This window comes from Brevibacillus porteri (assembly GCF_003013475.1).
Taxonomy (GTDB): Bacteria; Bacillota; Bacilli; order Brevibacillales; family Brevibacillaceae; genus Brevibacillus; species Brevibacillus porteri.
Genome location: NZ_PXZO01000016.1, coordinates 1 through 25,098 on the forward strand (window position 1 = coordinate 1; position 25,098 = coordinate 25,098).

At 46.0% G+C, this 25,098-nt stretch carries 24 protein-coding genes and 1 pseudogene; 17 read left to right on the forward strand and 8 right to left on the reverse strand.

The window, feature by feature from the left end:
- On the reverse strand, positions 1–1,048 hold a 1,048-nt coding region (locus C7R92_RS09235; protein WP_106834027.1), incomplete at its 3' end, for a YkvI family membrane protein.
- Between the two features lie 53 nt (positions 1,049–1,101).
- Between C7R92_RS09235 and C7R92_RS09240 the strand changes: the two genes are divergently transcribed.
- The 3 genes from C7R92_RS09240 to C7R92_RS09250 all read left to right on the forward strand — a co-directional run bounded on the left by C7R92_RS09240 (position 1,102) and on the right by C7R92_RS09250 (position 3,703).
- A complete protein-coding gene (locus C7R92_RS09240) occupies positions 1,102–1,851 on the forward strand; it encodes an MBL fold metallo-hydrolase (RefSeq protein ID WP_106834028.1) in 750 nt (249 codons plus the stop codon).
- 33 nt (positions 1,852–1,884) lie between these two features.
- Positions 1,885–2,445 (forward strand): tRNA 5-(aminomethyl)-2-thiouridylate-methyltransferase MnmM, encoded by a 561-nt coding sequence (gene mnmM / locus C7R92_RS09245; protein WP_106834029.1) that lies wholly within the window; start codon positions 1,885–1,887, stop codon positions 2,443–2,445.
- 166 nt (positions 2,446–2,611) lie between these two features.
- The gene (locus tag C7R92_RS09250) at positions 2,612–3,703 is read left to right on the forward strand and encodes a YheC/YheD family endospore coat-associated protein (RefSeq protein ID WP_106834030.1); all 1,092 of its coding nucleotides are present in this window, start codon (positions 2,612–2,614) and stop codon (positions 3,701–3,703) included.
- A gap of 77 nt (positions 3,704–3,780) precedes the next feature.
- On the opposite strand, the gene cbpB is transcribed toward C7R92_RS09250, so the two are convergent.
- The 4 genes from cbpB to C7R92_RS09270 form a co-directional block, all read right to left on the reverse strand.
- Entirely contained in the window at positions 3,781–4,251 is a 471-nt protein-coding gene (gene cbpB / locus C7R92_RS09255) for a cyclic-di-AMP-binding protein CbpB (RefSeq protein ID WP_069849175.1), read from the reverse strand.
- 266 nt (positions 4,252–4,517) lie between these two features.
- A complete protein-coding gene (locus C7R92_RS09260) occupies positions 4,518–5,657 on the reverse strand; it encodes an acyltransferase (RefSeq protein WP_106834031.1) in 1,140 nt (379 codons plus the stop codon).
- A gap of 58 nt (positions 5,658–5,715) precedes the next feature.
- The gene (locus C7R92_RS09265; protein ID WP_106834032.1) at positions 5,716–6,558 is read right to left on the reverse strand and encodes a lipoate--protein ligase family protein; all 843 of its coding nucleotides are present in this window, start codon (positions 6,556–6,558) and stop codon (positions 5,716–5,718) included.
- A 166-nt stretch (positions 6,559–6,724) separates the two neighbouring features.
- Positions 6,725–7,972, reverse strand: a complete 1,248-nt coding sequence (locus C7R92_RS09270) for an S-layer homology domain-containing protein (RefSeq protein ID WP_106834033.1) — start codon at positions 7,970–7,972, stop codon at positions 6,725–6,727.
- Positions 7,973–8,060: 88 nt separating this feature from the next.
- On the opposite strand from C7R92_RS09270, the gene C7R92_RS31985 reads away from it, so the two are divergent.
- The 9 genes from C7R92_RS31985 (at position 8,061) to C7R92_RS09310 (ending at position 18,157) form a co-directional block, all read left to right on the forward strand.
- Positions 8,061–8,219: a hypothetical protein gene (locus C7R92_RS31985; protein WP_158265735.1), complete on the forward strand. Its 159-nt coding sequence runs from the start codon at positions 8,061–8,063 to the stop codon at positions 8,217–8,219.
- A 91-nt stretch (positions 8,220–8,310) separates the two neighbouring features.
- A complete protein-coding gene (gene miaB, locus C7R92_RS09275; RefSeq protein WP_017249246.1) occupies positions 8,311–9,822 on the forward strand; it encodes a tRNA (N6-isopentenyl adenosine(37)-C2)-methylthiotransferase MiaB in 1,512 nt (503 codons plus the stop codon).
- Positions 9,823–9,828: 6 nt separating this feature from the next.
- Complete coding sequence (locus tag C7R92_RS09280) at positions 9,829–10,272, forward strand: YlbF/YmcA family competence regulator (RefSeq protein WP_017249245.1); 444 nt, start codon at positions 9,829–9,831, stop codon at positions 10,270–10,272.
- Positions 10,273–10,408: 136 nt separating this feature from the next.
- Positions 10,409–10,969 (forward strand): outer spore coat protein CotE, encoded by a 561-nt coding sequence (gene cotE / locus C7R92_RS09285; RefSeq protein ID WP_017249244.1) that lies wholly within the window; start codon positions 10,409–10,411, stop codon positions 10,967–10,969.
- Between the two features lie 110 nt (positions 10,970–11,079).
- Positions 11,080–12,369: a putative amidoligase domain-containing protein gene (locus tag C7R92_RS09290; protein ID WP_106834034.1), complete on the forward strand. Its 1,290-nt coding sequence runs from the start codon at positions 11,080–11,082 to the stop codon at positions 12,367–12,369.
- An 88-nt stretch (positions 12,370–12,457) separates the two neighbouring features.
- On the forward strand, positions 12,458–15,046 hold the full coding sequence (mutS, locus tag C7R92_RS09295; protein ID WP_106834035.1) for a DNA mismatch repair protein MutS: 2,589 nt from the start codon (positions 12,458–12,460) through the stop codon (positions 15,044–15,046).
- Positions 15,047–15,070: 24 nt separating this feature from the next.
- Complete coding sequence (mutL, locus tag C7R92_RS09300; protein WP_106834036.1) at positions 15,071–17,146, forward strand: DNA mismatch repair endonuclease MutL; 2,076 nt, start codon at positions 15,071–15,073, stop codon at positions 17,144–17,146.
- A gap of 119 nt (positions 17,147–17,265) precedes the next feature.
- Entirely contained in the window at positions 17,266–17,796 is a 531-nt protein-coding gene (locus tag C7R92_RS09305) for a hypothetical protein (protein WP_106834037.1), read from the forward strand.
- A gap of 112 nt (positions 17,797–17,908) precedes the next feature.
- Entirely contained in the window at positions 17,909–18,157 is a 249-nt protein-coding gene (locus C7R92_RS09310) for a LexA family transcriptional regulator (protein ID WP_106834038.1), read from the forward strand.
- 24 nt (positions 18,158–18,181) lie between these two features.
- Here C7R92_RS09310 and C7R92_RS33100 read toward each other — a convergent pair whose 3' ends face one another.
- The gene (locus C7R92_RS33100) at positions 18,182–19,150 is read right to left on the reverse strand and encodes a globin-coupled sensor protein (RefSeq protein ID WP_106834039.1); all 969 of its coding nucleotides are present in this window, start codon (positions 19,148–19,150) and stop codon (positions 18,182–18,184) included.
- Between the two features lie 249 nt (positions 19,151–19,399).
- On the opposite strand from C7R92_RS33100, the pseudogene C7R92_RS09320 reads away from it, so the two are divergent.
- Positions 19,400–19,645 (forward strand): annotated as a pseudogene (locus C7R92_RS09320) (YolD-like family protein).
- 93 nt (positions 19,646–19,738) lie between these two features.
- Here C7R92_RS09320 and C7R92_RS09325 read toward each other — a convergent pair.
- Together C7R92_RS09325 and C7R92_RS33105 are read right to left on the reverse strand one after the other, a co-directional pair.
- Positions 19,739–20,164: a hypothetical protein gene (locus C7R92_RS09325; RefSeq protein WP_106834040.1), complete on the reverse strand. Its 426-nt coding sequence runs from the start codon at positions 20,162–20,164 to the stop codon at positions 19,739–19,741.
- Positions 20,165–20,193: 29 nt separating this feature from the next.
- On the reverse strand, positions 20,194–20,316 hold the full coding sequence (locus tag C7R92_RS33105) for a hypothetical protein (protein WP_279629812.1): 123 nt from the start codon (positions 20,314–20,316) through the stop codon (positions 20,194–20,196).
- Positions 20,317–20,891: 575 nt separating this feature from the next.
- On the opposite strand from C7R92_RS33105, the gene C7R92_RS09335 reads away from it, so the two are divergent.
- From C7R92_RS09335 to miaA, 4 genes are all read left to right on the forward strand, one after another.
- Entirely contained in the window at positions 20,892–21,287 is a 396-nt protein-coding gene (locus C7R92_RS09335; RefSeq protein WP_146147609.1) for a hypothetical protein, read from the forward strand.
- Between the two features lie 570 nt (positions 21,288–21,857).
- Positions 21,858–23,054 (forward strand): alpha-amylase family protein, encoded by a 1,197-nt coding sequence (locus C7R92_RS09340; RefSeq protein ID WP_106834042.1) that lies wholly within the window; start codon positions 21,858–21,860, stop codon positions 23,052–23,054.
- 285 nt (positions 23,055–23,339) lie between these two features.
- Entirely contained in the window at positions 23,340–24,125 is a 786-nt protein-coding gene (locus C7R92_RS09345) for a class I SAM-dependent methyltransferase (RefSeq protein WP_069844676.1), read from the forward strand.
- Complete coding sequence (gene miaA, locus C7R92_RS09350) at positions 24,122–25,081, forward strand: tRNA (adenosine(37)-N6)-dimethylallyltransferase MiaA (protein WP_106834043.1); 960 nt, start codon at positions 24,122–24,124, stop codon at positions 25,079–25,081. The genes C7R92_RS09345 and miaA overlap by 4 nt, the downstream gene beginning before the upstream one ends.
- Positions 25,082–25,098 lie beyond the last annotated feature (17 nt).

Genomic DNA, 25,098 nt, shown 5'->3' on the forward strand with positions numbered 1-25,098 from the left:
CACTCCCTCCTACTCGATTGCGTTCGCGCCACTGCCTGTACACGAGCATGACAAGGAAAAAGACAACCAATTGACCAAAGAGTGGATACAGGAAGCGGAGAAGCGAGCTGAACCCGATAAAACTGATCAAATAGCAAATCAGCAAAATCCCGAGTAAAATAGTCGGCCCTCGAAGGGGGGTAACTTGTCTAATCTGTTGCGCTAGACCAAAAACGTTGGCCACAAGAGTCGAGAAAATTTCGGCATACACCAATAGGGAGAATAAAAAAGGAATGGTTGGCCCCAAGCCTTGCAGCACAGCAATCATAGGCATTTCCGCGTGATGGATTCCCGGCATTTTTACAGAGAGAGAAGCATAGGCGAGCAAGAGCAGAAGGCCTATTCCCAATCCTCCTATGATTCCCCCCAGGATGAGAGGCTTCTCGCTTGTACTCTGTCTACCCATCGGAATCAAAACCGCTTGTGTAAGCGTGACATTTAAGGCAACATAATAAAAGGGAGAACTAAGCCACGCCCAAGGCCGTAAAGATTCAACGACGACATTCGTATCTAACCATGGCTTCGTATAAAGGAAGACAAGTACAGTAAAGCCAATGAGCATCGGAACAAAAATGCTGTTCACGTGATGGATGGCAAACAGCCCTTTTTTCGTCACGAAAAAAATCAAAATCATGCTAAACCAAATGCCGATTTGGGGAGATAATCGAAATGACTCCCAAAAAATCGCGCCGGTAGCAGCGAGCATGACGGAGGTAGTGCCTAGCAATACGGTTAAGAGCAAGGTATTAAATACAGTGCCAAACGGATGCCCAAATAAATAGGTGCTGACTTCTTGATAGGAATCGGCCTGAATCCGATAGGCAATCAGCATGACGCGGATGCCTGCCCAAATAAACAGCGTCGTCGCCAGAATGATGCCCACTAAGCCTTGTGTTCCATATTGAACAAAGAACTCTACAATTTCTTTGCCTGAGGCAAAACCAGCTCCTACGACTGTCCCAATATACGTAAAAGCGATCTGCCATGCGGCTCTCCATGTTCCTTGCATCTCAGACCTCCTGTCCCACCTTATTCCATCCTATGAGAGGGAGTGAACCGAATATGCGCGTTACCGTGTTAGGCTATCAATCTCCTTATCCTGGCCCAGGGGGTGCTACTCCGGGTTACCTAATTGAAACAGACCGTGTCAAAATTCTTCTCGACTGCGGGAGCGGTGTTCTTGCTCAGTTAGGCAAGCATTTGCCCATTTATGAGCTGGATGCCATGCTCTTATCTCACTATCATCATGATCATGTTGCGGATGTAGGAGTGATGCAGTACGGTTTAATGGTTCATCAGCTATTTGGCCAAAGACCTGCTGACAAGCCGCTTCCGATCTACGCTCCTGCGCTGCCAGTGGCCAATGCTCAGACATTGGTGTATCGAGATGCGACCACATTTACCCCAATCACCGAAGAAACGTCTGTTACCATTGGGGACGTCTCGATTACTTTTTTACGGACAGACCATGGTGATGGAGATCCATGCTACGCTATGCGTTTGGAAGCAAACGGTCATGTCCTCGTATACGGAGCTGACAGTGGACCAGGTACAGCCTGGGAGGGCTTTGCGAATCAAGCGGATTTGTTTATTTGCGAGGGGACCTATCTGGATTACAATTTACCAGCCAAGCAAAATGGGCATCTGTCTGTTCGCCAAGCGGCAGAACTGGCACAATCCTTATTCTGCCGTTCTTTATTAGTTACGCATTTGTTTTACGGCTATGATGAGTCTAAAGTAATCGCGGAGGCCAATGCCTTTGCTGCAGGTCCAGTTTATGCGGCGCGCATCGGCCTGCAAATCGATTTATAACAAGGTTTGTGTACATAGAGAGGAGAGTTGACTGTGTTTCCAAATGTATTAGAAGTTGCACGTAAATTAATCCGTGAACGGGTACAAGTAGGAGAAACTGTTGTAGACGCCACGATGGGGAATGGAAATGACACCTTATTTCTTGCGCAATTGGTGCAAGAAGAGGGGAAAGTAATCGCCTTTGATATCCAGCCGCAGGCGATCGAGAAAACGCGAGAGAGACTCGAGAGAGAAGGTCTGGCGAACAGGGTAGAAATGATGCTCGCCAGTCATGAGGAAATTGACAAGCTGGAGATTAGTGCCGCGGCGATCATGTTTAATCTGGGCTATTTACCGGGTGGAGACAAAGAAATCACAACACAAGCGAGTAGTACCATTCAGGCGATTCAATCAGGGTTTAGGGTGCTCAGACCAGGCGGAATCATGACAGTCATGATTTATTGGGGGCATTCGGCGGGAGAGACGGAAAAAGAGGCAGTAGAAGCATTCTGCCACGAGCTAAGCCAATTGGATTATTTGGTTTTAAAATATCAATATATCAATCAGCAAAACCAAGCCCCATTTTTACTGGCTATCGAACGCCGGGGACAATAAAAAGAACGAAATGCGATCCTTTCCCGGGCAAGCGCAGCATCCGACATCATTCCTATGAGAAAGCAATTATTTTGTCAGTTCGCGAAAGAGGTGTACAAAAATAGGCACGCTCTTGCCCTTTCTGGCACATACCCTATGTGAGAGCAATGTGGCAAGGGGGATCTACGTGGACAGAATCGGGATAATGTTGGATTGGGCCCTTATGGAGAAAGGTATTCAAGGCCTCAAGTCATATGAGCGTCTGCCTTATTATGTCGAAATCGGAAGAGAGCTTGGATTGGAGCCTGTTTTTTTCCATCCGCGGCATGTGAAGCCAGGAGATGAAAGGGTCAAGGGATATTTTTGGAACGGAAATCGACTCGTCTCCCAACTGGTTTCAGTCCCGCGCGTCATCCACAATCGTGTGTTGACAGGGGATACAAAAGCACGAAATGTGATTCGAAGATTGAGCCAAAAGAAGACGGTGTTCAATGGCTTGGTTGTACGGGATAAGAGAAGAGTACACCAGATGCTCTGGAAAAACGAACACATCCGCAGCTATCTGCCACATACCGTTCCTTATTCCATGGAGCAGTTGCGTCAGTTCTTGGATAAGTACCAGGTGGTGTACGTCAAGCCTTCGATTGGATCAGTCGGAATTGGGGTAGCACGTATTGAACGGCATGGAGGCAATTATTACTTCATTGCCTCGAAAAAGCGGCAGATTTTATCTCATTCGCAGATACTCTCCACGGTGCGACGTTGGGTCGGTAACAAAAGATTTTTGATCCAGCGAGGAATTCCTTTGGCGCGCTATGGAGGAAAAACGTTTGATATTCGTGTTTCGGTGCAGAAAAACAAAGAGAAACAGTGGACTGTGAGCGGGATGGTTGCCAAGGTTGCCAATCAGAAAAACAAGCTGAGCAATCTCTCTCGAGGTGGGACAGCAGTGCCGTTTTCGGAAGCTTTGGTACCCATCTTTCCTGAAGTGAAACAACAACAAGCGGTCATCGAAAGAGTTGGCATAGCCGCGGTGGAAATTGCGAAGCAGTATGGTTGGCATTTTTCATCATTAGCAGATCTAGGGATGGATATGGGAATTGACGAGCGAGGCAATCCGTATTTAATTGAAGTCAATGTGCGTGATCAGCGCTATTCTTTTTTCAAGGCAGGAGAGAAGGCGATGTTTAAACAAACGTACCGTCATCCACTGGAATATGCGCAGACATTACTCGCTGAAAAAAAGAACCGGAAGCATCAGCTTCTATCGCCAAGCTAATTACTCTAAAGAAGTAACGCAGAAGAATGTGAAAAAGACGGTGGCATTTATTGCCCCGTCTTTTTGTATGCCGTGACCTACGATTCTGCCGGCTGTTGTTGGTCAGCCAAAGGAAAGGGCAGATTGCGAAAGTGACGATATACCAAAGCCAATATCGATTTTCGAGTCAAGATTCCTTGGAAATAGTGCTCGTCGTCTTCAATGCAGACGAAAGGGTGATTAATGGAAACTTCCAATGCTTTCAAAAATTCATCGGTGTCACGCAATCGAGGGACTTTCGTATCCATCACATCATCTACAATATGTTCGGACATACGCTCGGTCTCGAAGCGTTCCAAACCTAGAGTCTTATTCATGATCATATTCGTGCTGATTAACCCATGCAAACGATACTGATGATCCAGTACAGGAACGGCTGAATAGCCGGACTTGATTAGGACTAGCAGGGTGTGCTCAAGCGAATTACCTAACTGCACATGTGCGACCTTTGTGGACGCGATTATGAGATCTTTGATCGGAATATGTAACAAAGGGATCTCTTGATTCATTCAGATCCACCACCTTTTCTTTCTGTCGTCTATAGCAGTAAGCACTGCTCGTGGTCCTCTTCTATGATACCGTAAGCGAGGTACAAACGGTAGGGCTACATTTAGAAAACTTGGCGTCACCAAGCCTTTGACGGGGCATTAGACGAAAAAAAGCCCGGCAGTTACGCCAGGCAAGTAATCGAGGTGTGGAACAATCGTCCCTCGTACTAGTATGGGAGATCATATTGTTTTTTACATTAGGAGTTTAGAGGAAACCAGTGTATCCCTTATGCTTTATACGTTTGATTTTTGAAAATCGGTTTTGCTTCCATACGTTTTCTTCGATTGAACCAAAAGGACATCGTCGTCAATTCGAAAAGGAAAATGCACAGTGGCGGTGTAATTACGAACATGCCGAGAACCAATGACGGCGTCGACCAGCCTAGTCGATGAATGACATAGCTCTGCAGTAAGAACAAGATCAACGGATGAACCAAATAGATAGCCATATTTTGTTTGGCCAACCGGGCAAGCCACAGACCGAGGTTAGGCAGTTTGCCGAGATAACTGGATGCAGGGTAAAAGCTGATGATCACACAGAGTGTGTACACCAAATAAAGCGGTTCAAAAATATTCATGCTCTCGTAATAGCTTTTGGAGCCGGAAAGATAGCTGTACGCCATCCAAACAGCAGCACATGCCATCACAACGATAGAAGGTATTTGAAGGCGTTTCACCCACGTCCGCCATTTATCCACATTCATCCCGGCATAAGCGCCGAGTGCAAAAGTAAATACGTACATGAAAACATAATGCTGTCCGTAAACATAACTGTGCTGCATGAGGGACAGGAATGGGTTTGCAGCCCAATCAATGGCCCATAACGGCTTAATGAACAAATAGTGATAGAGAACGTACAGACCAGCCTGTCCAATAAATAGCGCGATGATCCAGCGGAAGTTCAAGTACCGTTCCATCCACGGTTTGATCAGGCAAAACAACAAGCACAGTTGCAAGTAAAGCGGAATGTAGTACAGGTGGTAGAACGAACTGCCATTAAACAGGCTTTCGAAAAACGGTCCAACGAGCACGGCCGGGTCAGAGGTTTGGTGTTTAAAATAGGTGAAGATGGCCGTCCAAATTACGTAAGGCAAAATAACTGCGCGCCAGCGTTTTTTCCAGAAAGCACGCCAATCCAATTGTCGGTGCTGATACCAGTAAAACAGAAGCATTCCAGTTGCAAATATAAACAAAGAACGACCGAATTTTAACAAGATGATTAGAACGGCTTGTAAATCACTATTCCACGGATACGTCTTCTCATTTGAGAGAAAAAAACTGAGGATGTGAATCATCAAGACAGTAAGAGCCCCAAAAACAAAAAGGGCATTCAGATCCTGAAACGTCCCCTTTCGATTGCTATTCATAATTCCTCCGGAATTTTTCCGGCAGCACCTGGAGTATCAAAAGCAAATATAATGCCCGTTATTCGGGTAAGTGCCAGTCAGGTGCGGCCAGTTCTTTTGCGGTATAAGAAAATAAGTGTAATCGTTGCGACAAATGATGCCTCGACTCTGTCACTAACTCATTTTGCACATAAAAGGGGGTAGGTGATACAGCCCACTCAGAACGGATTGTCTCCAATAGACGTGCTTTTACATCATCCATAGTGGGCAATTTTCCAGTCAAACTCGCAATGCTGCCAACGGTAGAAGCATCAATGGAAGGAATTGGCTTATGACTTTGCATTTCATCCAAGCCGGCAAGACGGTAAAAGTGCTCCATCCATTCCCCTCGTGGTCGATCGTCGACGTTAATGCATAACTGCAAAATAGAGCCGTGTCGCGTGCGTCTTTGTGCCATACCTCCGATTTTTTTACCATGAATGGAAAAATCGTATTCCCCTGCACAGTAGGAACCCGTCACTTCTCCAAATTCCAGCTTCCCATAATCGCGCAGGCCCACGTCAAGAAGCTGGGCAACAAATGAGAAGAAGGAGTCAATGGAAATCGAAGTGTCAGGTAATAAACAAGCCATATTGAGAACGCCAGCATCAAGCGGAACACAAGCTCCACCAGATGAGCGAAGCACACAACCAAAGCCATCTTGACCAAACTTACGCAAGGCTTGCTGGAGATGAGGAAGCTTGGCGTCTCTACGGCCGAGATACAGCGCCTGATCGTACACCCAGAGATGAATCACAGGGGTTGCAGATTCAAATTGCATACTGGCTGCCAACGCTTCATCACGGATTAAAGGCTCAAGTGGACTATCCTGGTAGGTACCGGAGTCCATCCAGCGAAACGGTTGATTAACAGAAAACGACATAGGAAGGCTCCTTCACAGGACAAGAATAGCTACCATTATAACATCTGAAATGCGTTTATTTCTACGTTTTCGCTATCTTTTTTCCATTTGGTAGAACATGCATGTCAAGGAGAGTGAAAAAATACCCGACAGGCCAAGATAGCTTGTCGGGTCAAAATATGGTTCTTTATTTAGTCTCCTTGAAGGAGAAATTGTCCAGATAGGTCGTTTTGCGAGGCGCGTTTTCAGTTGCCTCTTCTTGCAGGTACAGACCGAGCTTTGTGCCTTCTTGTTTCACATACTGTTGACCGAACAAGTATTGATCGTTCAGGTAAATGGAAACCGTGTTCTCGTTAACTTCTACTTTTAAGCGATTGCTGGATTTCAGCTTGTAGGAGCTAGAAGTAATGATGTCAATATCGTCTTCTTCGACATCATTCACTTTCCCTAAAACAACGCGATCTTTTTGGACGAATACAACATTGGCTTTTCCGTCTTTCCCGTTGAAGTAAAGGCCTCCTAAACCTTCACTGCCTACGACATTGACATCGACGCTCAATTCGTATTTCTTAACTTTGTCAGACTCATTCCAATTCAGTGGCAGGAAGTAGTGATCCAGATCATCGTCATCGGATTCCGCTGTCACTTGTTTGCTAGCGACCTCCCATTTTCCTGTCGCTTTGTCTGTATTCCAGTTTTTCAATTTGGAATCAGAGAAGGAATCGCTGATATTGATTCGCTCTGGTTCTGGCTGAGGCTGCGGTTGACCAGGGGTAGGGAATACAATTTTGATCTCATCATCATCGTCACGATCCAAAATAGCACGATAGAGCAGAGAAGCAGCTTCCGCACGAGTAATCGGATCTTGTGGACGGAAATTGCCATTGTATCCTTTCATCAGATCAGTTTGGATCGCAATCGCAATATACGGACGCAGAGCTGACGAAATATCATCGTAATCACGGAACTTTTTCAATTGATTCAGGTCGGCTTTGTACTTTTGATCGTAGCGCAACAGGCGTACCAATGCGACAGCAATGTCTTCACGTACTGCAGCTTGATCTGGCTTATACGTGTAAGTGGAGCCGGATTTGTAACCAGTCAAGTAAGGCTTGGCGTATTCCACATACAGAAATGCCCAGTGATGACGCGGAACATCCTTAAAGGTTTGGTCGACGTAGCGTTTGTTTATATCTACATCTGCTGCTGCGATCATAATTTTGGCAAATTCGGCGCGGGTCACTTCATTGTTCGGTCTAAACGTCCCATTGTCATATCCTTTGATGATCCCTTTTGCCGCCATCTCCGTAATTTCCTTGTATGCCCAATGGCTACGCGGAACGTCTGAGAACGAAGGAGTGGAAGCGGCACCGACGACTGGGATAATCATTAAGAACATCAACACCGACAAAAATACGGCTAGTGCTCTTTTCATGTTAACCTCCTCAAAATGGCAATGTAGTTTTTGTTGACTGCTATTCAGACGGCGAGTGGGCTTGTATTGTTGCAGGAGAAAAAATATTATGGTGAAAATAGGAAAAAAGACGGAGTTCCAAATGGTAAGGGCATGCTTGTTTGATTTGGATGGAACGCTTTTGGAGCGGGAAGGGGTTAACAAACCGGGAATACCCAGAGATGATCGGCACGGTCTCTCGCCGTTTCGTACATTTTTTGCCTCATAATAGTTATTATGCATTAGCTTTTGTATCACCCAAAATGATATAATTCTTTATTGGTTACTTATGTAGATGATTTTAGTTGAGGTGATACATGATGAAGGAAACGAAAGAGGCGACTGTGGACTTAAAATCCGTTAAGTCTCCAAAGAAAACGGAAGACTATGCGAAATACTTCCAGGCCCCCTCTCTGAAAGATGCGAAAAAGCGTGGTAAGGAAGAGATTTTAGTCCATTACGATTTTAATATCCCAGAAGACATGCAGCACATCGGAAAAGGAAAGCGTTATCACGTTCGTACGTATGGCTGCCAAATGAACGAGCATGATTCGGAGACGATTTCTGGTATTTTGCAGGCAATGGGCTATACCTCCTCTGATTCTGTCGAAGATGCGGATGTTATCCTATTTAACACCTGTGCGATCCGCGAAAATGCAGAAGATAAAGTATTTGGAGAGCTTGGCCACATGAAGCGGCTCAAGAATAACAATCCGAATCTGATCCTCGGTGTTTGCGGTTGCATGTCCCAAGAAGAGAAAGTTGTTAAGAAAATCCTGAAAAGCTACCAGCAGGTCGACTTGATTTTTGGAACGCACAATATTCACCGTCTGCCAGAGCTGTTGCGCGATGCGATGTTCAGTAAAGAAATGGTGATTGAGGTTTGGTCCAAAGAAGGCGATATCGTCGAAAATATGCCGAAGCTCCGCGAAGGAAACACCAAGGGCTGGGTTAACATCATGTATGGCTGTGACAAGTTCTGTACGTACTGTATCGTGCCGTATACCCGCGGAAAAGAGCGCAGTCGACGCCCGGAAGATGTTATCGCGGAAGTGCGTGATCTCGCTCGCCAAGGCTTTAAGGAAATCATGCTTCTTGGACAAAACGTCAATGCGTATGGGAAAGATTTTGAGGACATCGAGTATGGTTTTGGAGACCTGATGGACGAGGTCCGCAAGATTGATATCCCGCGTGTGCGCTTCACAACAAGTCATCCGCGTGATTTTGACGACCACTTGATCGAGGTGCTGGCAAAGGGCGGCAACCTGGTGGAGCAAATCCATTTGCCTGTCCAATCCGGTTCGACAGAAGTACTCAAGCGGATGGCGCGCAAATATTCTCGTGAGCATTATCTGGAGCTCGTTCGCAAAATCAAGGACGCGATCCCGAATGTCTCGCTTTCTACCGATATTATTGTTGGCTTCCCAGGCGAAACCGATGAGCAGTTTGAAGATACCATTTCGATGGTGGAAGAGGTCAAGTATGAATTTGCGTATACCTTCATTTACTCCCCACGTGAAGGTACACCGGCTGCTGTCATGGAAGACAACGTTCCAATGGAAGTGAAAAAAGCGCGCTTATATCGACTCAATGAAGTGTTGGCTCGCATCGCACTGGAGCAGAACAAAAAACTGCAGGATCAGGTTGTCGAGGTACTGGTGGAAGGCGAATCGAGGACGAATGCGGAAGTGCTCGCGGGTCGTACGCGTACGAACAAGTTGGTCCATTTCACTGGCGACAAATCCTTGATCGGACAGTATGTGCACATAAAAATTACAGATGCGAAAACGTGGACACTCCACGGAGAACTCGTATCCAAAGTTGAGGTGTAGGTCATTATGGAACAAACAAACGTGTATACCCAGAAAGAAATTCTTGATAAAGCTCGCGAACTTGCAGCTATGATCACGCGTACGAATGAAGTCGATTTCTTCAAACGTGCCGAATTGCAAATCAAGCACAATGAACGTGTGCAAGATTTGATTGACACCTTGAAGCAGAAGCAAAAGCAAATGGTGATGTTTGAATCCATCAACAAGCCGGAACTGGTGAAAAAAGTGGAAGGCGAGTACAACCAATTGCATGAGGAGCTGGATTCCATTCCAATCGTGACGGAATTCAAGCAATCGCAAGTCGATGTGAATGATCTATTGCAAATGGTCACGAACGTGATCACGAACACCGTTTCGGAGCGTATTATTTTGGATACAGGCGGAAACCCATTGACTGGAGAGACGGGTGGCGGGCCTGAAAAGAAAAAATCTGGTGGCTGCTGCTCCTAATTCTTGATAGAAAGCCTTCCCGGCGCTGTATTGATGAGTACCCAACAACTTTCCCAAATATAAGGTGGTTGTTTGCACGCTAGTCGAATGCCCTGCATACAAATGTACAGAAACGTTGTATGGAGGAGGTAACGAAATGTCGGGTATAGACAAAGATCTACAGTGCCGGGAACTTATCGCGAAAGCAGTCTGCGGCAAAGGCCATAAATTTTCTACTACAACCCACACCATCATACCGTCGCAAACTCCTTCGACGATCCTCGGATGCTGGATTATAAACACGAACTTCCAAGCAGAGAAAGTCGGAGATGCCGTTGAAGTATCTGGTATGTATGACGTCAACCTGTGGTTTTCGTTTGCTAATAACACGCAAACCGAAGTCAAGCGGGAAACTGTTAAGTTCTCCGTACTCGTACCGCTTACGTTCTTCGACAAGAACTGCAGAGGCGATCTGGAAATCGTTGCACGCGCCGTGGAGCAACCGAAGTGCATAAAAGCGGAGTTAAGTGGTGGTGGCACAATCACAGTCAGAGTTGAAAGCGAATATGCAGTAGAGGTCATTGGAGAAACAAAGGTGTGCGTTGTTGTCTGCAATAGTTGTGATGACAAAGAGTTCCATCTGGTTGACGACTTTGAAGATAACAGTGACGAGTTTGATGACTTTGATTCCGCTACGCTACTCGACGAGCTCGACTAAAGAGGAGAAATTATCTCCTCTTTTTTCTTTTTTTCGGATGCGTACCATCCACACTTTTTTCTGGGCGCAGTCATAAGATAACGAGAGAATAGCGGGGGAGTGTGGAAGGCATGATTCTACGCACAAAGGCGAGTCAGCGAGCTAACAAGCAGGAAACGCCAGTAACACAACCGATGACGGCTAACGCTAAAGAAGTCGTAGCGTATTTGCATCGTCCAGAAATCGGGCGCTGGTTGCTCCGGCAAGGGAGAATACCTGTAACGACAGGAAAAGCAGCGCGACCGGGCTGGCGGACATATAGGATCTGCCTTTACCAAGACCATGTACTGGAAATCGCCAGGAGCGAGGAGCAATCACAATGGCTGCTGCACCGGATGCAGGAACCTGAGTGGCAATCTGTTTCCCTGCCTTCCACCGAAACGGAGGTACAGGTGGTGCAAGGGCTGGCTGCGCGCAGTTTGTATGCCGCTGGAGCCGATGCGGGTCAAGTGACGATCATGGCGGCTTCTCCCCATCGGCTTAAGGTCGTCGAGGTGGAACCAAATTGGCCAGCCAAGGATGCTGACGAATATATGCAGCAGGCTCGAGACTGGTGGGAAGGTCGGATGCGCAAACAGCCGCAAAAGCTGCAAAGCTTGGGGGCTGATCCCGAGTTTGCTTTACGCAAGCCCACTGGAGAGATGGCACTTGCTTCTGACTTCCTGAGTATTAATGGCACGGTTGGATGTGATACGACACGCTATCGGGAAGAATTAGGTCTCCATCAGCACCCGGTTGCAGAATTGAGACCTGCGCCCTCGGAGGACCCTGATCAATTATTTATGCATATCTACGATAATCTGGCACTCGCATACAAGAAAATAGGGAATTCGTCTATCGAATGGCTCGCTGGCGGAATGCCGTTTCAAGGTTATCCAATCGGCGGGCATATTCATTTTGGCGGGCTTACCCCTACTTTTTCTCTTCGGCGAAAATTGGATGCGTACTTGGCTCTTCCCCTTGTTCTGATTGAGGATGCAGGCTGTATGAGCCGCAGAGAGCGATATGGATTTTTGGGGGATGTAAGGGAGAAGGAATATGGATTCGAATATCGTACACTCCCCAGCTGGCTCGTTGATCCCCTTGTCACTCGAGGTATTCTTCATTTGGCCCATTTGGTTGCAACCAATCACGAGAAGCTACAAGCGACGCCTCATCTAAAGCTCCCGCTCATCAAAGCGTACTACCAGGGCGAAAAAGAAAAGCTCCTGCCGTACGTTGCCCAAGTCTGGCAAGAATTAAAGGAGCTACCAGGCTATACACTGTCACGAGTTCATTTGGATCGATACTTTTCTTTTTTAATCGAAAGCCAATCGTGGAGAACGGATGAAGACCTTCGCAAGACATGGAAGCTAGCATAAACAGATCTACCATTGGATGCAGGGTCAACATTACCGTACAATCATGATATAATAGCGACGAGAATTCGTAGGCTAGGAGAAGAAAATCATGGCTCAATATACCCCGATGATTCAACAGTATCTGGCTATCAAAAAAGATTATCCGGATACTTTCTTATTTTTTCGCTTAGGCGATTTTTATGAACTGTTTTTTGATGACGCCATTCTTGCGTCCCGTGAGCTGGAAATTACACTGACGGGACGTGAGGGTGGTGGTTCTGAGCGCATACCAATGTGTGGTGTTCCACATCATGCGGCAGATGGCTATATTGCAGAGCTACTGAAAAAAGGACATAAAGTAGCCGTTTGTGAGCAAGTCGAAGATCCAAAAGAAGCCAAAGGGGTCGTTCGCCGGGAAGTTACACGCGTCATTACTCCGGGAACGATGATGGAAGGCAAATGGCTGACGGATAAGGAAAACAATTATATGGCAGCGTTGGCCCAAGTAGAAGGGCGAACAGGTGTTGCTGCGTGTGATATGAGTACAGGCGAGATGTACGTTACCTCTTTGGTGGGACAAGCAGAGGCTTTTCTGGATGAAGCCTTGCAATATCGCCCCAAGGAGCTCGTCTTTTTTGGCCTCGCTGTTTTGCCGAAGACAGCATTGCCATCTACAGTCGTGGATGCAAACCAACTGGACGCATTTGCGGTGGATAGTCAATATGCGGAGCAGGCAAAAGGGCTGGATATGTCCATGCGAGCGGCGGTCAATACTCTCTTGTTCTACATAGGGACGACGCAAAAACGCAGTCTTGCCCATATGCGCCTGTTAAAACAGTACGATGCAAAGCAGTATCTGCAAATGGACGGCTTTTCCAGACGCAATTTGGAATTGACAGAGACCATTCGCGATAAGACGAAAAAAGGCTCTCTGTTGTGGCTGTTAGATCGGACTCAAACCGCAATGGGTGGTCGTCTTTTGCGCAGATGGATTGAGCGCCCATTGCTCAGTCGCGATCAGTTGGAGGCACGTCTGAGTGCTGTGGAAGCCTTGAAGGGTGATATGCTGCTTCGCTCCGATTTGCGGACTTGCTTGGATCGTGTCTATGATTTGGAGCGTCTAGCGGGTCGTATTTCCTACGGGAATGCGAACGCACGAGATCTCATACAGCTACGGATGTCTTTGGAGGCTGTTCCAGAGCTGAAGCAGTATATGATCCAAACGAATACGCCGGTATTGATGGAACTTGCACAAGGGATGGATGAGTGTACGGATATCGTCAACTATTTGGCTCATGCGCTCGTGGATGATCCACCGATATCGGTTCGTGAAGGCGGAATGATTCGGACGGGATACGATGAGTACCTGGACAAGCTCCATACGGCAAGTCGTGAAGGGAAGACGTGGATTGCCCAACTAGAGCAGGGAGAGCGGGAAGCGACAGGGATTCGTTCACTCAAAGTAGGCTTCAATAAGGTGTTCGGCTATTACATCGAAATATCGAAGTCTAATATCCACAACGTTCCGGCGGGGCGGTATGAGCGCAAGCAAACTTTGGCTAATGCAGAGCGGTACATCACACCAGAGTTGAAGGAACGCGAAGCGCTCATTCTTGAAGCGGAAGAAAAGATGATTGAGTTGGAATATCAACTGTTCGTGACGGTAAGAAGTGAGGTCGCGAAGCATATACCAAGACTGCAGAATCTCGCTGAGCGCATTGCATCTGTGGATGTTCTTCAGGCATTTGCTACGGTAAGTGACGAGCGCGGTTTTATACGTCCTGAGCTTGTGGAAAGCGGCGATTACGTCATTACAGAAGGGCGTCATCCAGTAGTGGAAGCCGTTCTGGAGCGCGAAAAATACGTGGCAAATGACGTGGAGATGGATCAGACGAATCGCCAAGTTTTGCTCATTACGGGTCCAAATATGGCAGGTAAGAGTACGTACATGAGACAGATCGCCTTGATTACGGTGATGGCACAGATCGGTTGCTTCGTTCCGGCTAAACAGGCCAAGCTGGCGATTGTTGATCAGATCTTTACTCGAATCGGGGCAGCCGACGATTTGGTAGGTGGTCACAGTACGTTTATGGTGGAAATGCTGGAGACCAGACACGCCCTGCAAAAAGCGACAGCGAAGAGCTTGATCCTACTTGATGAAATTGGCCGCGGGACTTCGACGTACGATGGAATGGCGCTTGCACAAGCAGTCATTGAGTACATTTGCCAAAAAATCGGTGCCAAAACACTCTTCTCGACGCACTACCATGAGTTGACCGGGTTAGCAGAGACGTTGAGTGGTGTCGTGAATGTCAACGCTCGATGCGAAGAACGGGAAGGAAAGCTCTTGTTCCTTCACAAAATTGAAGAAGGTCGAGCAGATAAAAGTTATGGAATCCATGTGGCTGAGCTGGCTGAAATGCCGACCTGGGTCATTGAACGGGCGCGCAGTATCTTAACTGGGCTTGAAGCGAATGGAAATGCAGGGAATGGAAATGTAGCGAGTGACGTGCAAATGTCGCTCGAAACGCTATGGACGGCACCAGTTGCTGCGGTGCGTGAAGAAACGATGCAGTTTACGTCAGCGGAGGAAGAAGCGATTATGGCTGAACTGCGCGAACTGGATTTGAATTCAACGACGCCAATGGACGCCATGATGAAGCTATATGCATGGAAACAGCAATTGAAAAAGCGATAGGGTTCGTCCGGAGGGGAGGCACTCATGGGAACCATTCAAGTTTTAGATGAGCATCTCGCCAATATGATTGCTGCAGGGGAAGTAGTGGAAAGACCGGCTTCGGTTGTCAAAGAGCTGGTCGAAAATGCAATTGATGCCAGTGCAACGACAATCGAGATCCACGTAGAGGAAGGCGGTCTGGAGATGATTCGGATCGTTGACAATGGGAAAGGGATGGATCGGGAAGATTGCCAGCTGGCTTTTGAGCGCCATGCCACCAGTAAAATCAGCAACGCTCGTGATTTGTTCCGCATTCGTACACTGGGCTTTCGTGGCGAGGCCCTGCCGAGTATTGCTGCAGTCTCGCGCATGGAGCTGACGAGCAGTACGTCCAGTAGTGAGGTAGGTACTCAGCTCTTGATTGAAGGTGGTCAGCTCGGAACGATTTCTGATAAAGCCGCTGTAAAAGGGACGGAAGTATGTGTACGCAGCTTGTTTTTTAACACACCTGCGCGCTTGAAATACATGAAGTCGATCGCTACGGAAGTCGGACATATTTCCGATTATGTGAATCGGCTTGCACTCACGCATCCGTCGATCTCCTTCCTGCTGACTCATAACGGTAAGACACTCTTGCAAACGTCTGGCGACGGAAAGCTGCTACACGTCATGGCGGCTATCTACGGTGTGCAAGTAGCGAAGCTGTTGCTACCAATTGCAGGGGAGACCCTCGACTATAAGTGGTCTGGTTTTCTTTCGAAGACGGAAGTAACAAGGGCGAATCGCTCATACCTTTCGACACTGGTAAACGGTCGGTACGTGCGCAGCTATTCGATCAACAATGCGATTATGCGCGGTTATCATACATTGTTACCCATCGGCCGTTATCCGATTGTGGCTTTGCAGATCGAGATGGATCCGTCACTGGTCGATGTGAACGTACATCCTGCCAAACTTGAGGCGAGATTCAGTAAAGAAGATGAATTGTGCAGTGCTATAGAGCAATCGGTAAAAGAGACATTGCGACAAGGCTTAGGAATTGTCAGACCCATGGCTACGCAACCAAAAGCGAAGGTCGTCACCCAGGTCGTACAACCGCAGTTTGACCTGCAAATCAGCAAGCCTGAAACACCACAATCGCCACTGTTAGCAGCGAGTCCCCGACTCCAGGAATGGATGGCCAAGCAGGAAACAACCAGTAAGCAAGTGGATGTAGTGCCTCATATCGCACTATCCCTTGAGAGTGGCACGGTGAAGGAGTCGGCAGTCAACTATGAAAAGCTGGAGTTTGCAAAAGTAGAGGCTATCCCGCATGAAATTGTGCAGGCAACTATGTTGGATCAAACGGACACGAGAGAATCTTTCCAACCTTATGAGACTAAGATTCCGGAACAATTGGACATTGCCCAGGCTCCATCCCTTGCTCCTCATTCAACGAATGAAATCAGCGGCGAGGACAATTCAGCCACAGCAGGTACCGATCAATCACAGCCACTCTTGGAAGCGACCAATGAACATGAGACGGATTCGCCTGTTCCCGTTATGTACCCAGTTGGTCAAGTACACGGCACCTACATCGTCGCGCAAAATGACGAAGGCATGTATTTAATCGATCAACATGCCGCGCAGGAGCGGATTTTTTACGAGTATTTCATGGACAAGCTTGCAGAAGAGGGCATTTCCAGCCAGATCATGCTATTTCCACATACGGTGGAGTATACGGCAGCAGAGGCGAGCAAACTGGAGAAGCGACTGTCGCTTTTGCAATCGTTTGGTTTGGAGATCGAGGCGTTTGGGGGACGGACCTTTATCGTTCGTGCGCATCCACATTGGTTCCCAGAAGGGGCTGAGCTGGAGGTCATTGAGGAGCTCATTCAGTTTGTACTGGAAACGGGCGAAAACGCCCAAGCCAATGTCGTGTTGATGCGCGAAAAAGCTGCCATCATGATGTCCTGCAAAGCTTCGATTAAAGCGAACCGCTTCCTGACACATGCAGAAATGGAAAGCTTGCTGAACCAGCTGCGCAAGACAAGCAGTCCGTATACGTGCCCACACGGCAGGCCGATTGTGATTCATTTTACTGGTTATGACTTAGAAAAAATGTTTAAGCGTGTGACCTAAACACTATTAAAATAAATCCTCAAAAAGCAATCGAAATTTTAAGTACGTATTGGAGGGGGACGGAGGATAATCCCGAAATTGCAGGGATATCTGGATATTCGGAGGCAGTTCGATATCATGTGGATGCATTGAATCTCTTGAGGGAATTCTCACAAAAGGAAGCAAAGAAACTATCTGAAAAAAAGTTAATTGCGAGTTCGTTTATTACATCATATTCAAAATCAATTGAATATATCGGCCAGATACTAGTTCCCTGTTTACAGTTGGCCAAATTAACAAATGGTATGGACGAAAGTGCAGTTAATCTCATGAGTTTGACTCTTTATGAAAAAATTCAGATGTTTAATAGAGAAACTTCCAATAAATACGTCGACCTAACGAAGGGAATAAATAGGAATATTAGAAATGCTGATGCTCATTTATCTTTACGTTATGTTCCCAATAAGGATTCGTTAGAGTTAAAGGTTCGGAAGGGGGGAAAGATTACTTTAGTATTGATTCCTATTAATAAATGGATTCTCGAGATTTATCCAATTCCAGGGTGGATAATTCAAGCATATATTTATTCAGGATGTCTATTGTGTCTAGGAATGATTAACAAGCAATTATTTGCAGAAAAGTATGATCAAATATTTAGTGACAGTAAATAAAATAAACCTCGAATTGTCATCTATATTGATAGTTCGAGGTTTATTTTATTTGCACATACGCATGGTGCTCGCATATAAGAGGAACATAAGTTCTTGTTTTGGGGGGATAGGCATGTTGTCTGATATCGAGCGGAAGGTATTAAGAGTGATCGGCAACTATTCGGCAGGGCGGCGTAGAACACCAACTGTTGATGAACTGTGTATCAAGACAGGTCGGGATAGAGGGGGCATTATGGCAATATTGCATGTCCTCACAAAAGAGGAATACATTGAGTGGAAGAGGTCAGAGCCAGATACCATGACGGTCCTGGAAGGGTGGGAAAGGAAGGAGCTACATAATAGAACACGGCCAAAGAAATAAGCTCCTTTGGCCGTTCAGTAGTAGTTAGTGATTATGAAGACGATTAGAAATTTCATCTAGTTTATGGATGATAGAAAATAATTGCTCGGAAGTAGTATCTAATTGCTCAGCGGAAACAGTTGATAATGAGACATGTTGATCAATTTTAAGTAATTGAGTGTTAATGTTCTGTAGAGATTGATAAATGTCTTTAGATGAGGCATTTGATTTATCGGCTAATTTACGTACTTCATTAGCAACAACGGTAAAGCCACGTCCGTGCTCTCCAGCTCTAGCAGCTTCAATCGCAGCATTAAGGCCTAGAAGATTTGTTTGTGTAGAAACATCTGCCACGAAGCCGCTGAGTTTCTCAATCTCCTCATTCTGCTCCTTTAACACATTCATGGAATGAGCGATCTCACCATTGTATTCATATAGTTTGGTTGCAGAATCGGTGAAGAAGGAAGAGATTCTAAGCGCTTCCTGGGTTGTAGCTGTCAATTCGGCTGCCATTTGCTCCATATTGTGGCGGTAGCTTACATTTTCACGCATCGTGTCGCCGATATACTGTTCAAGAATAATTGCAGAATCAAAAAAAACTCTTTTGATAAGAGCCTGATAAAATGCAGTTGAGTTTTTTAACGATTGAATTCTATCAGAAAAAAGACGTAAATACAGTGAGTATCCACCTAAGAACCAAGAAGCCGACAATCCAATTCTAGCATGGGTTGTACCAATTCGTTTTCGGCTGTTTACATATTCTTCATCAATAACATGAGAAGAAAGCGTTTCGATATACCAAATCTGCATGTTCTTTAATTGGTCCATAGTTACATTTGTACGAATCATTTGATTCAAGTTAGGATGTTTTTCCAATTCTTTATAAAAACAATCTACGATTTCTTTTGAGTGAGTGTTGAAGAATTCTTTGTGTGAATACAAGAGGTCTAAATCTTTTTCTGTTAGACCGTAGAACACCCTAAGTGAATTCCAATTACTATCTAGTGCAATCATGATACCAACCCCTATTTTCTTTATATGTAATGTAAAACTCTTTCAGATTCTAACAAAATAAAATGTTAAATAAAAATGAAATATTTATGAAATATATACTGATATGCTAAATATAACATATTGAAGAAACACGTATCCCTGCAATTAAGAACATGGAAGAAGGTACTAGATGTATGGGAGAGAAAGGAACAAAGCGGATGGCGAGAAGATAGAAAATCATTTCTATGCGATTCATTGAGGAGGGGCTTTATAGCAATGGCAGCTACGCCAAAGCGTCCTACAAGGGATGAGTTTGAATTAGAGGATTGGGGGATTCAGCTCTTGGAAGCAAAAGATGACGGAGATGAAAGGTCGTTGACTGTTTGAGGGATGCCTGAGAAAGTGCGTGGACGGATCATGGTTCTTGACTCGCGTACAAGACTAGTTCATGAAGATGAAAACGGAACGATAGGGAAAATACCCTTCCTGGACATTATGAAGGTGAGTTACGAGTAATTACCAGCACCAGTATTCGTCGATTTTATTTTAGCTAGCTAGTAAAAAACCGTCCCTGTTTTGAGGGGACGAGTTTCTTTACTAATACCTATACTATTTCTTCTCCCACTTACCGTTTTCCAGCACGAACTCTACAGCTGTGTTCGTTCCATCCGCGTACTGTCTCAGTATGTACAGGCTCTCACCGGACTCGTGCAGATGGATTTGGGGCATTTTATCGCCTACTTCAGTTTTAGTCAGCTGTCTAAGCTCTTTGAATAGGCCTTTGTCCATTTTCCAAACGTCAACTTTTTCAATTCGCGCGTATCCAGACAAATCTATACCAGTGTCGGCAGCGATCTCGTTAGCTCTTTGAGTGAGTAGATTATCGAAGGCTTGGGCTTCCTTTTTCGCCTCCTCGTCGCTCAACTTGCTGATGGCGACATACGACTCAGCGCGAGTGATCCCTGCCGACGTGCTATTTCCAACAAGCAGCAGCGCACCGATACTCGCGAGGGCAAATGTAGCCTTTTTGTACATACCATTACACTCCCCCTAAAACTTGGTTTCTACCAGTCGGGGTCTGCGGTTGCAATGATGACTCTTTTCCAATCTGGTTCAGCATTTTGTGGGACGTTAACAAAGGTGAACAGAAGGGCAAAAGCTGCAAGTCCAGACAACCATTTTTTCACAGTCTGTACCTCCCCTATTAAATGGATTCAAGCAGTGTTTTGCGACAACTACCAGTCCGGCTCGGCCCCATACCATATGACTAGGTGTTCCGGTTGACTTAGTGACATTGACGGAATTGCTGTGACAAGGAAAGCAAACGCGAGTATGAGTAGCTTCTTTTTCACGAGCAGCACCTCCTATTCCTTTATGCCCTCATTATGGCAGAATCTCTCTTTCCATGTTTTCGAAAGAGAAAGCCCTTTGTTGCAGCCGATGATGTTTTAGGAAGAGTCCCACGCCCTCTATAACTTTGTCGGACGCCCTAGTAGCTGATACTTTGCAGAAGGCTCTCGAACCCGTCCTCAACGTGTCCAATCGCGAGTAGTTAGAGATGGTGAACAATACTTATCCCAGCATTCTATTGATAAAAAAGAAGTATCAACAGTTGGGGATTGGTTTGATGCAGGTTATGATGTTTATGGATATGAGATGGATAAGGCTGATAATTAAACAATAAGAATCATGAGAGGCCCTTACTGTTTTGATTAAGTAAGGGTTATAATTTTTTTAACATGCTTTCAATGATTGGGGTGTAATGATGATCAGAAAAGTTGCTATTTTAATGATTATTGCCCTACTTGTTTTCGTTGGAATACATCAATTTTGGCCTGGCTTATTTTATCCAGAACTCCCATTTTCCTCAGTTAAGAAAGAGGTAGTTTTTGAGTTAATTAAACAGTCACCCGATCATCTAGTAACAGTAGCCCAAGAGGACGATTTTTCATGGTACGGGGCACAGTTTGAACAAGGGAGGGCAATCGATCTTTTTTTGGACGTGATGAAAAAAAATGGATGGACTTTGATTGATCAGGATGGTGCTGGATACTTTTTCTCGCAAAGTAATAATAAAATTGTAGTTACAACACAAATGTGGACAGGAAAAATAATGTTATTTAAAGTACCGGCTGCTGTTTCACTAATAACCAAATAAATGATGAACGGAATAGAATTTTTAAGACTCGCCCCCTTTTGGGAACCACATAACAAAGACGCACGTCCACAAGACAACATCTAGTGATAAATATTCTCCTTTTCCTCTGAGGAAGAACGCGCAAAATACGTTGAAAAATTTGTGAAGGCGGAGTAAGGATTTCAGAAACAAAATCTTACAGATTATAAGAGTGAGTAAACAAAAGTGATGAGTTCCTTCATTAAATAGAAGATAAAAGCCTCGGTTCATGTGACCGAAGCTTTTATGATTAATTTGCTTATTCATATTCTGTTACAACAGAAATGGGCGTGATTCAGTACAAAATTGACAACGCACATAAGTAAAACATATAAAAATGCGTACTCTAAATACATGAAATACCGCGCGAAAATTCACTAGGTGCAGGTATTTCGTTCCCTGTACCTTGTAATAATGAAGCGTGTGATGTAACAGACACCCCCTTCCTTGGGGGTGTTTCTTTGAGAAGTTTATTCAGAAAATTTTAATAATCAAGATTGATTTTAGACAAACACCGACATATGATTACTTGCAAAAACGAGGTGAAACGAAATGAGTTCATCACGCCAAGTCGGAATGTTTATTTATCCGTGGGACATAGCCGAGAGCGGTATCGAAGCTGTGATACAAACATTGGAAGGTGCCAAATGTAATACAGCGGTGGTCAATAGCAGCTATCATCAGGGGAGATTTTTTCACCCGCAAAGCAAAACGTTTCGCAGGCTGCCGCTTTCAGGGGTGTCGTTTACGCCTGAATGGTCGAAGTATAACCGTTTGCGCCCGACCGTACACGAGCAAATCGCACAAGCAAGCGTTCTTGCCAAAATGAAAGAAGCTTGTGAGCGGGCAGGAATGGGGTTTCATACATGGTGGGTTGGCCTTCACAATTCTACGCTAGGTTTGGCTCATCCAGATCTTTGTGTGCAAAACATTTGGGGGGATACATACACGTACGCGTTATGTCCTTCGCAGCCTGAGGTTCAGCATTACGCCAAGGCACTATTTGCAGATACGTTAGAGCAAGTCAAGCCAGAGCGGATTTTGATCGAAGCGACCGCCTTTTTGCCGATGAAGCATGGCGAGCATCATGAAGTATGCCTCCTACCGTTAGGAGAATCATTACAATGGTTACTCTCGTTCTGTTTTTGCGGGGCATGTACGCAACGTGCTGAAGCGAAACGAATCGATGTAGGAGCTGTCCAACAGCTTGTATCAAGGCTGGTCAATCAGATGGTGGAAGCCGATTCCATCTCGCAAGTATCTGTAGAAACGAGAGAAGTCGCCTTCTTGCTGCTGGAATACCCGGAATTGTATCACTATCAGCAAACTCGTCTGGAAGTGGTAGATGGGCTATGGAGGAGCCTGAAGGACATCGCGCTGAGTAAGGGGACTGCATTGGATGGCTTTCCGTCCTCGACACCGTTTTATGTGAATCAGTCCTATTGGGAAGGGGTTTCATTACGAAAAGCTGCGGCTACTCTCGATCGTGTCGTCCCTCTCGCCTATGGAGACAGTGTTAATGAGGTGGCGTATACGTTTCATGCGATGAAGCTTGTCGCCCCAGAAGCTGCGTTGGGGGCTGCTTTTTCCCTGCATCATAGCCAAATCCAGTCAGCGTTTGATCTGGCAGCGAGGGTGGGAACTGCGGTGGACGCAGGCGCTCAATCGATTACGTATTACAATCTCGGTTTGTTAAATAACCGCAGGCTGAACTGGATCAGACAGGCAAACCTTACCATAGAGGAGTAGAAATACTCGCAACCAAAAAGACCCAGGGAACTTCACGGGTCTTTTTTACATGGGTGAAACTGATGGACTGGAAAATCATACTACAGTCCGACGTGCTTTCATAAAAAATGGTATGATTGTCATAGTAAAGAGGAAAGCAGTTTGGTTCAGATTCTATTTGACCGGCAAATTAATCCTGCTTACAATAATATGATCGTTACCGTTTATGTAAAAACCGTCTAGTCGTTTTTCTAGAACAGCAGTTCTTGTCAAAAAGGGCGAAGACGTAAGGAAGGGAACAAAGGCGTGATTGTTACGACAGGACTTGAGCCTGGTGAAGAAACCTTGCGTCACGCAGCTGAATTGGCTAGTACATTGGGGCTACAGGTTGTGAATCGACGCGATTATTCATTGGGTCAAATGCGCAAGCGATATGGGGTAGAAGAAGTACTGGTGGTTTCCGCTCTTGGAGCACGTCTGGAAGTGCCGGGGAAAAAACCATTCTTTTTTCATCCGAATACATCTGCTTTTCGTATAAAGCGGCTCATGCGCGGCGATACTGATACTATGCTTGTTGCTTGCCAAATTCATCCAGGGGATGAAGTGCTTGACGCAACCTTGGGTTTGGGTGCTGACGCTATTGTATTTTCTCACGCGACTGGTGCAAATGGGAAAGTCGTTGGCATCGAATCTGAGCGATTGTTAGCCATCTTGGTAGAAGATGGGCTACGGCACTGGTCATCCGATGCGGAAGAACTGGAGCAAGCCATGCGTCGTATTGAGGTGCGATGTGGCAACCATCTAGAAGTACTAAGAGGACTGCCTGCACGTTCCTTCGACGTCGTTTATTTCGATCCTATGTTCGAGATAACTGTACAAAGCTCGTCGGGGATCGCCGGAGTCCGGGAGCTCGCCAATCCAGATGCTCTTTCAGAGGAGGCTGTTTTGGAAGCGCAGAGAGTTGCGAGAAAACGTGTGGTAATGAAAGAAGGAAAAGAAGGTAGGTTGTACGAGCGCTTCGGTTTTACACCGTTTCGCTCCCGCGGCCAGCAGGTCGTGTACAGCTACAAAGAGATAGGTGGAGGGGAGTGACCTTGCAACAGAGAGAAAGGCTAGTCGTGATTATTGGGCCAACATCGGTCGGCAAGACCCAGCTAAGTTTGGAGCTGGCCGAACAGTTCGACGGTGAGATCATTTCCGGAGATTCCATGCAAGTATACCGTGGAATGGATATTGGCACCGCAAAAGCAGAACCAGAGGAGCTTGCGCGTATACCGCATCACCTCATTGATATTAAAAATCCAGACGAAGAATACTCTGTCGCGATGTTTCAGGAAAGTGCCGCAACGTTGATTACTGACATCAACCAACGTGGTAAACTCCCGTTTATCGTCGGCGGGACAGGTCTGTACATAGAATCGGTTACCCATCGATTTCAGTTTTCCACTACTTCTCAAGATCCTGAGCTCCGTGATCGTCTGCAAAGATTGGCTGACAGCGAAGGCGTGGAAGCACTGCACGCCAGACTGGCCGATGTCGATCCGATTACAGCCGAACGCTTGCATCCTAATGATGTAAAGCGGGTGATTCGCGCATTGGAGATTTATGAAAGCAGCGGGTACAAAATGTCCGACTTTCAGCTGCGGGCGCAGCATTCCCCTTATGATTTGGTGATGATCGGCCTCACGATGGACCGCGCAAAGCTGTATGAACGAATCAACCACCGGGTCGAACTCATGATCGAAGCGGGACTAGTTGAGGAAGTGAGGGGGCTCTTGGATGCTGGCTACGACGCGTCGCTGGTCTCCATGCAAGGCTTGGGTTATAAGGAGCTCATTCCTTATCTGTATGGAGAAATCACGCTAGAAAAAGCAGTGAACGACATACAGCAGCGAACGCGGCATTTTGCCAAACGCCAGCTTTCTTGGTTCCGTCGCATGGCAGAAATTCAATGGTTTGACATGACTGATCCGGCGGAACATAGGAATAACGTGGAAACTATCAAGCGAATATTGGCAGGAAAGTTTCAACAATTGCCGAATATATAACATACAAGTCCTTTTAG

Excerpts from the sequence above, each read along its gene's own strand:
- C7R92_RS09240 (WP_106834028.1), top strand. The coding sequence starts at position 1,102 with ATGCGCGTTACCGTGTTAGGCTATCAATCTCCTTATCCTGGCCCAGGG.
- cbpB (WP_069849175.1), bottom strand. The coding sequence starts at position 4,251 with ATGAATCAAGAGATCCCTTTGTTACATATTCCGATCAAAGATCTCATA.
- C7R92_RS09260 (WP_106834031.1), bottom strand. The coding sequence starts at position 5,657 with ATGAATAGCAATCGAAAGGGGACGTTTCAGGATCTGAATGCCCTTTTT.
- C7R92_RS09265 (WP_106834032.1), bottom strand. The coding sequence starts at position 6,558 with ATGTCGTTTTCTGTTAATCAACCGTTTCGCTGGATGGACTCCGGTACC.
- C7R92_RS09270 (WP_106834033.1), bottom strand. The coding sequence starts at position 7,972 with ATGAAAAGAGCACTAGCCGTATTTTTGTCGGTGTTGATGTTCTTAATG.
- C7R92_RS31985 (WP_158265735.1), top strand. The coding sequence starts at position 8,061 with ATGGTGAAAATAGGAAAAAAGACGGAGTTCCAAATGGTAAGGGCATGC.
- miaB (WP_017249246.1), top strand. The coding sequence starts at position 8,311 with ATGAAGGAAACGAAAGAGGCGACTGTGGACTTAAAATCCGTTAAGTCT.
- C7R92_RS09280 (WP_017249245.1), top strand. The coding sequence starts at position 9,829 with ATGGAACAAACAAACGTGTATACCCAGAAAGAAATTCTTGATAAAGCT.
- cotE (WP_017249244.1), top strand. The coding sequence starts at position 10,409 with ATGTCGGGTATAGACAAAGATCTACAGTGCCGGGAACTTATCGCGAAA.
- C7R92_RS09290 (WP_106834034.1), top strand. The coding sequence starts at position 11,080 with ATGATTCTACGCACAAAGGCGAGTCAGCGAGCTAACAAGCAGGAAACG.
- mutS (WP_106834035.1), top strand. The coding sequence starts at position 12,458 with ATGGCTCAATATACCCCGATGATTCAACAGTATCTGGCTATCAAAAAA.
- mutL (WP_106834036.1), top strand. The coding sequence starts at position 15,071 with ATGGGAACCATTCAAGTTTTAGATGAGCATCTCGCCAATATGATTGCT.
- C7R92_RS09310 (WP_106834038.1), top strand. The coding sequence starts at position 17,909 with ATGTTGTCTGATATCGAGCGGAAGGTATTAAGAGTGATCGGCAACTAT.
- C7R92_RS33100 (WP_106834039.1), bottom strand. The coding sequence starts at position 19,150 with ATGATTGCACTAGATAGTAATTGGAATTCACTTAGGGTGTTCTACGGT.
- C7R92_RS09325 (WP_106834040.1), bottom strand. The coding sequence starts at position 20,164 with ATGTACAAAAAGGCTACATTTGCCCTCGCGAGTATCGGTGCGCTGCTG.
- C7R92_RS09335 (WP_146147609.1), top strand. The coding sequence starts at position 20,892 with ATGATGATCAGAAAAGTTGCTATTTTAATGATTATTGCCCTACTTGTT.
- C7R92_RS09340 (WP_106834042.1), top strand. The coding sequence starts at position 21,858 with ATGAGTTCATCACGCCAAGTCGGAATGTTTATTTATCCGTGGGACATA.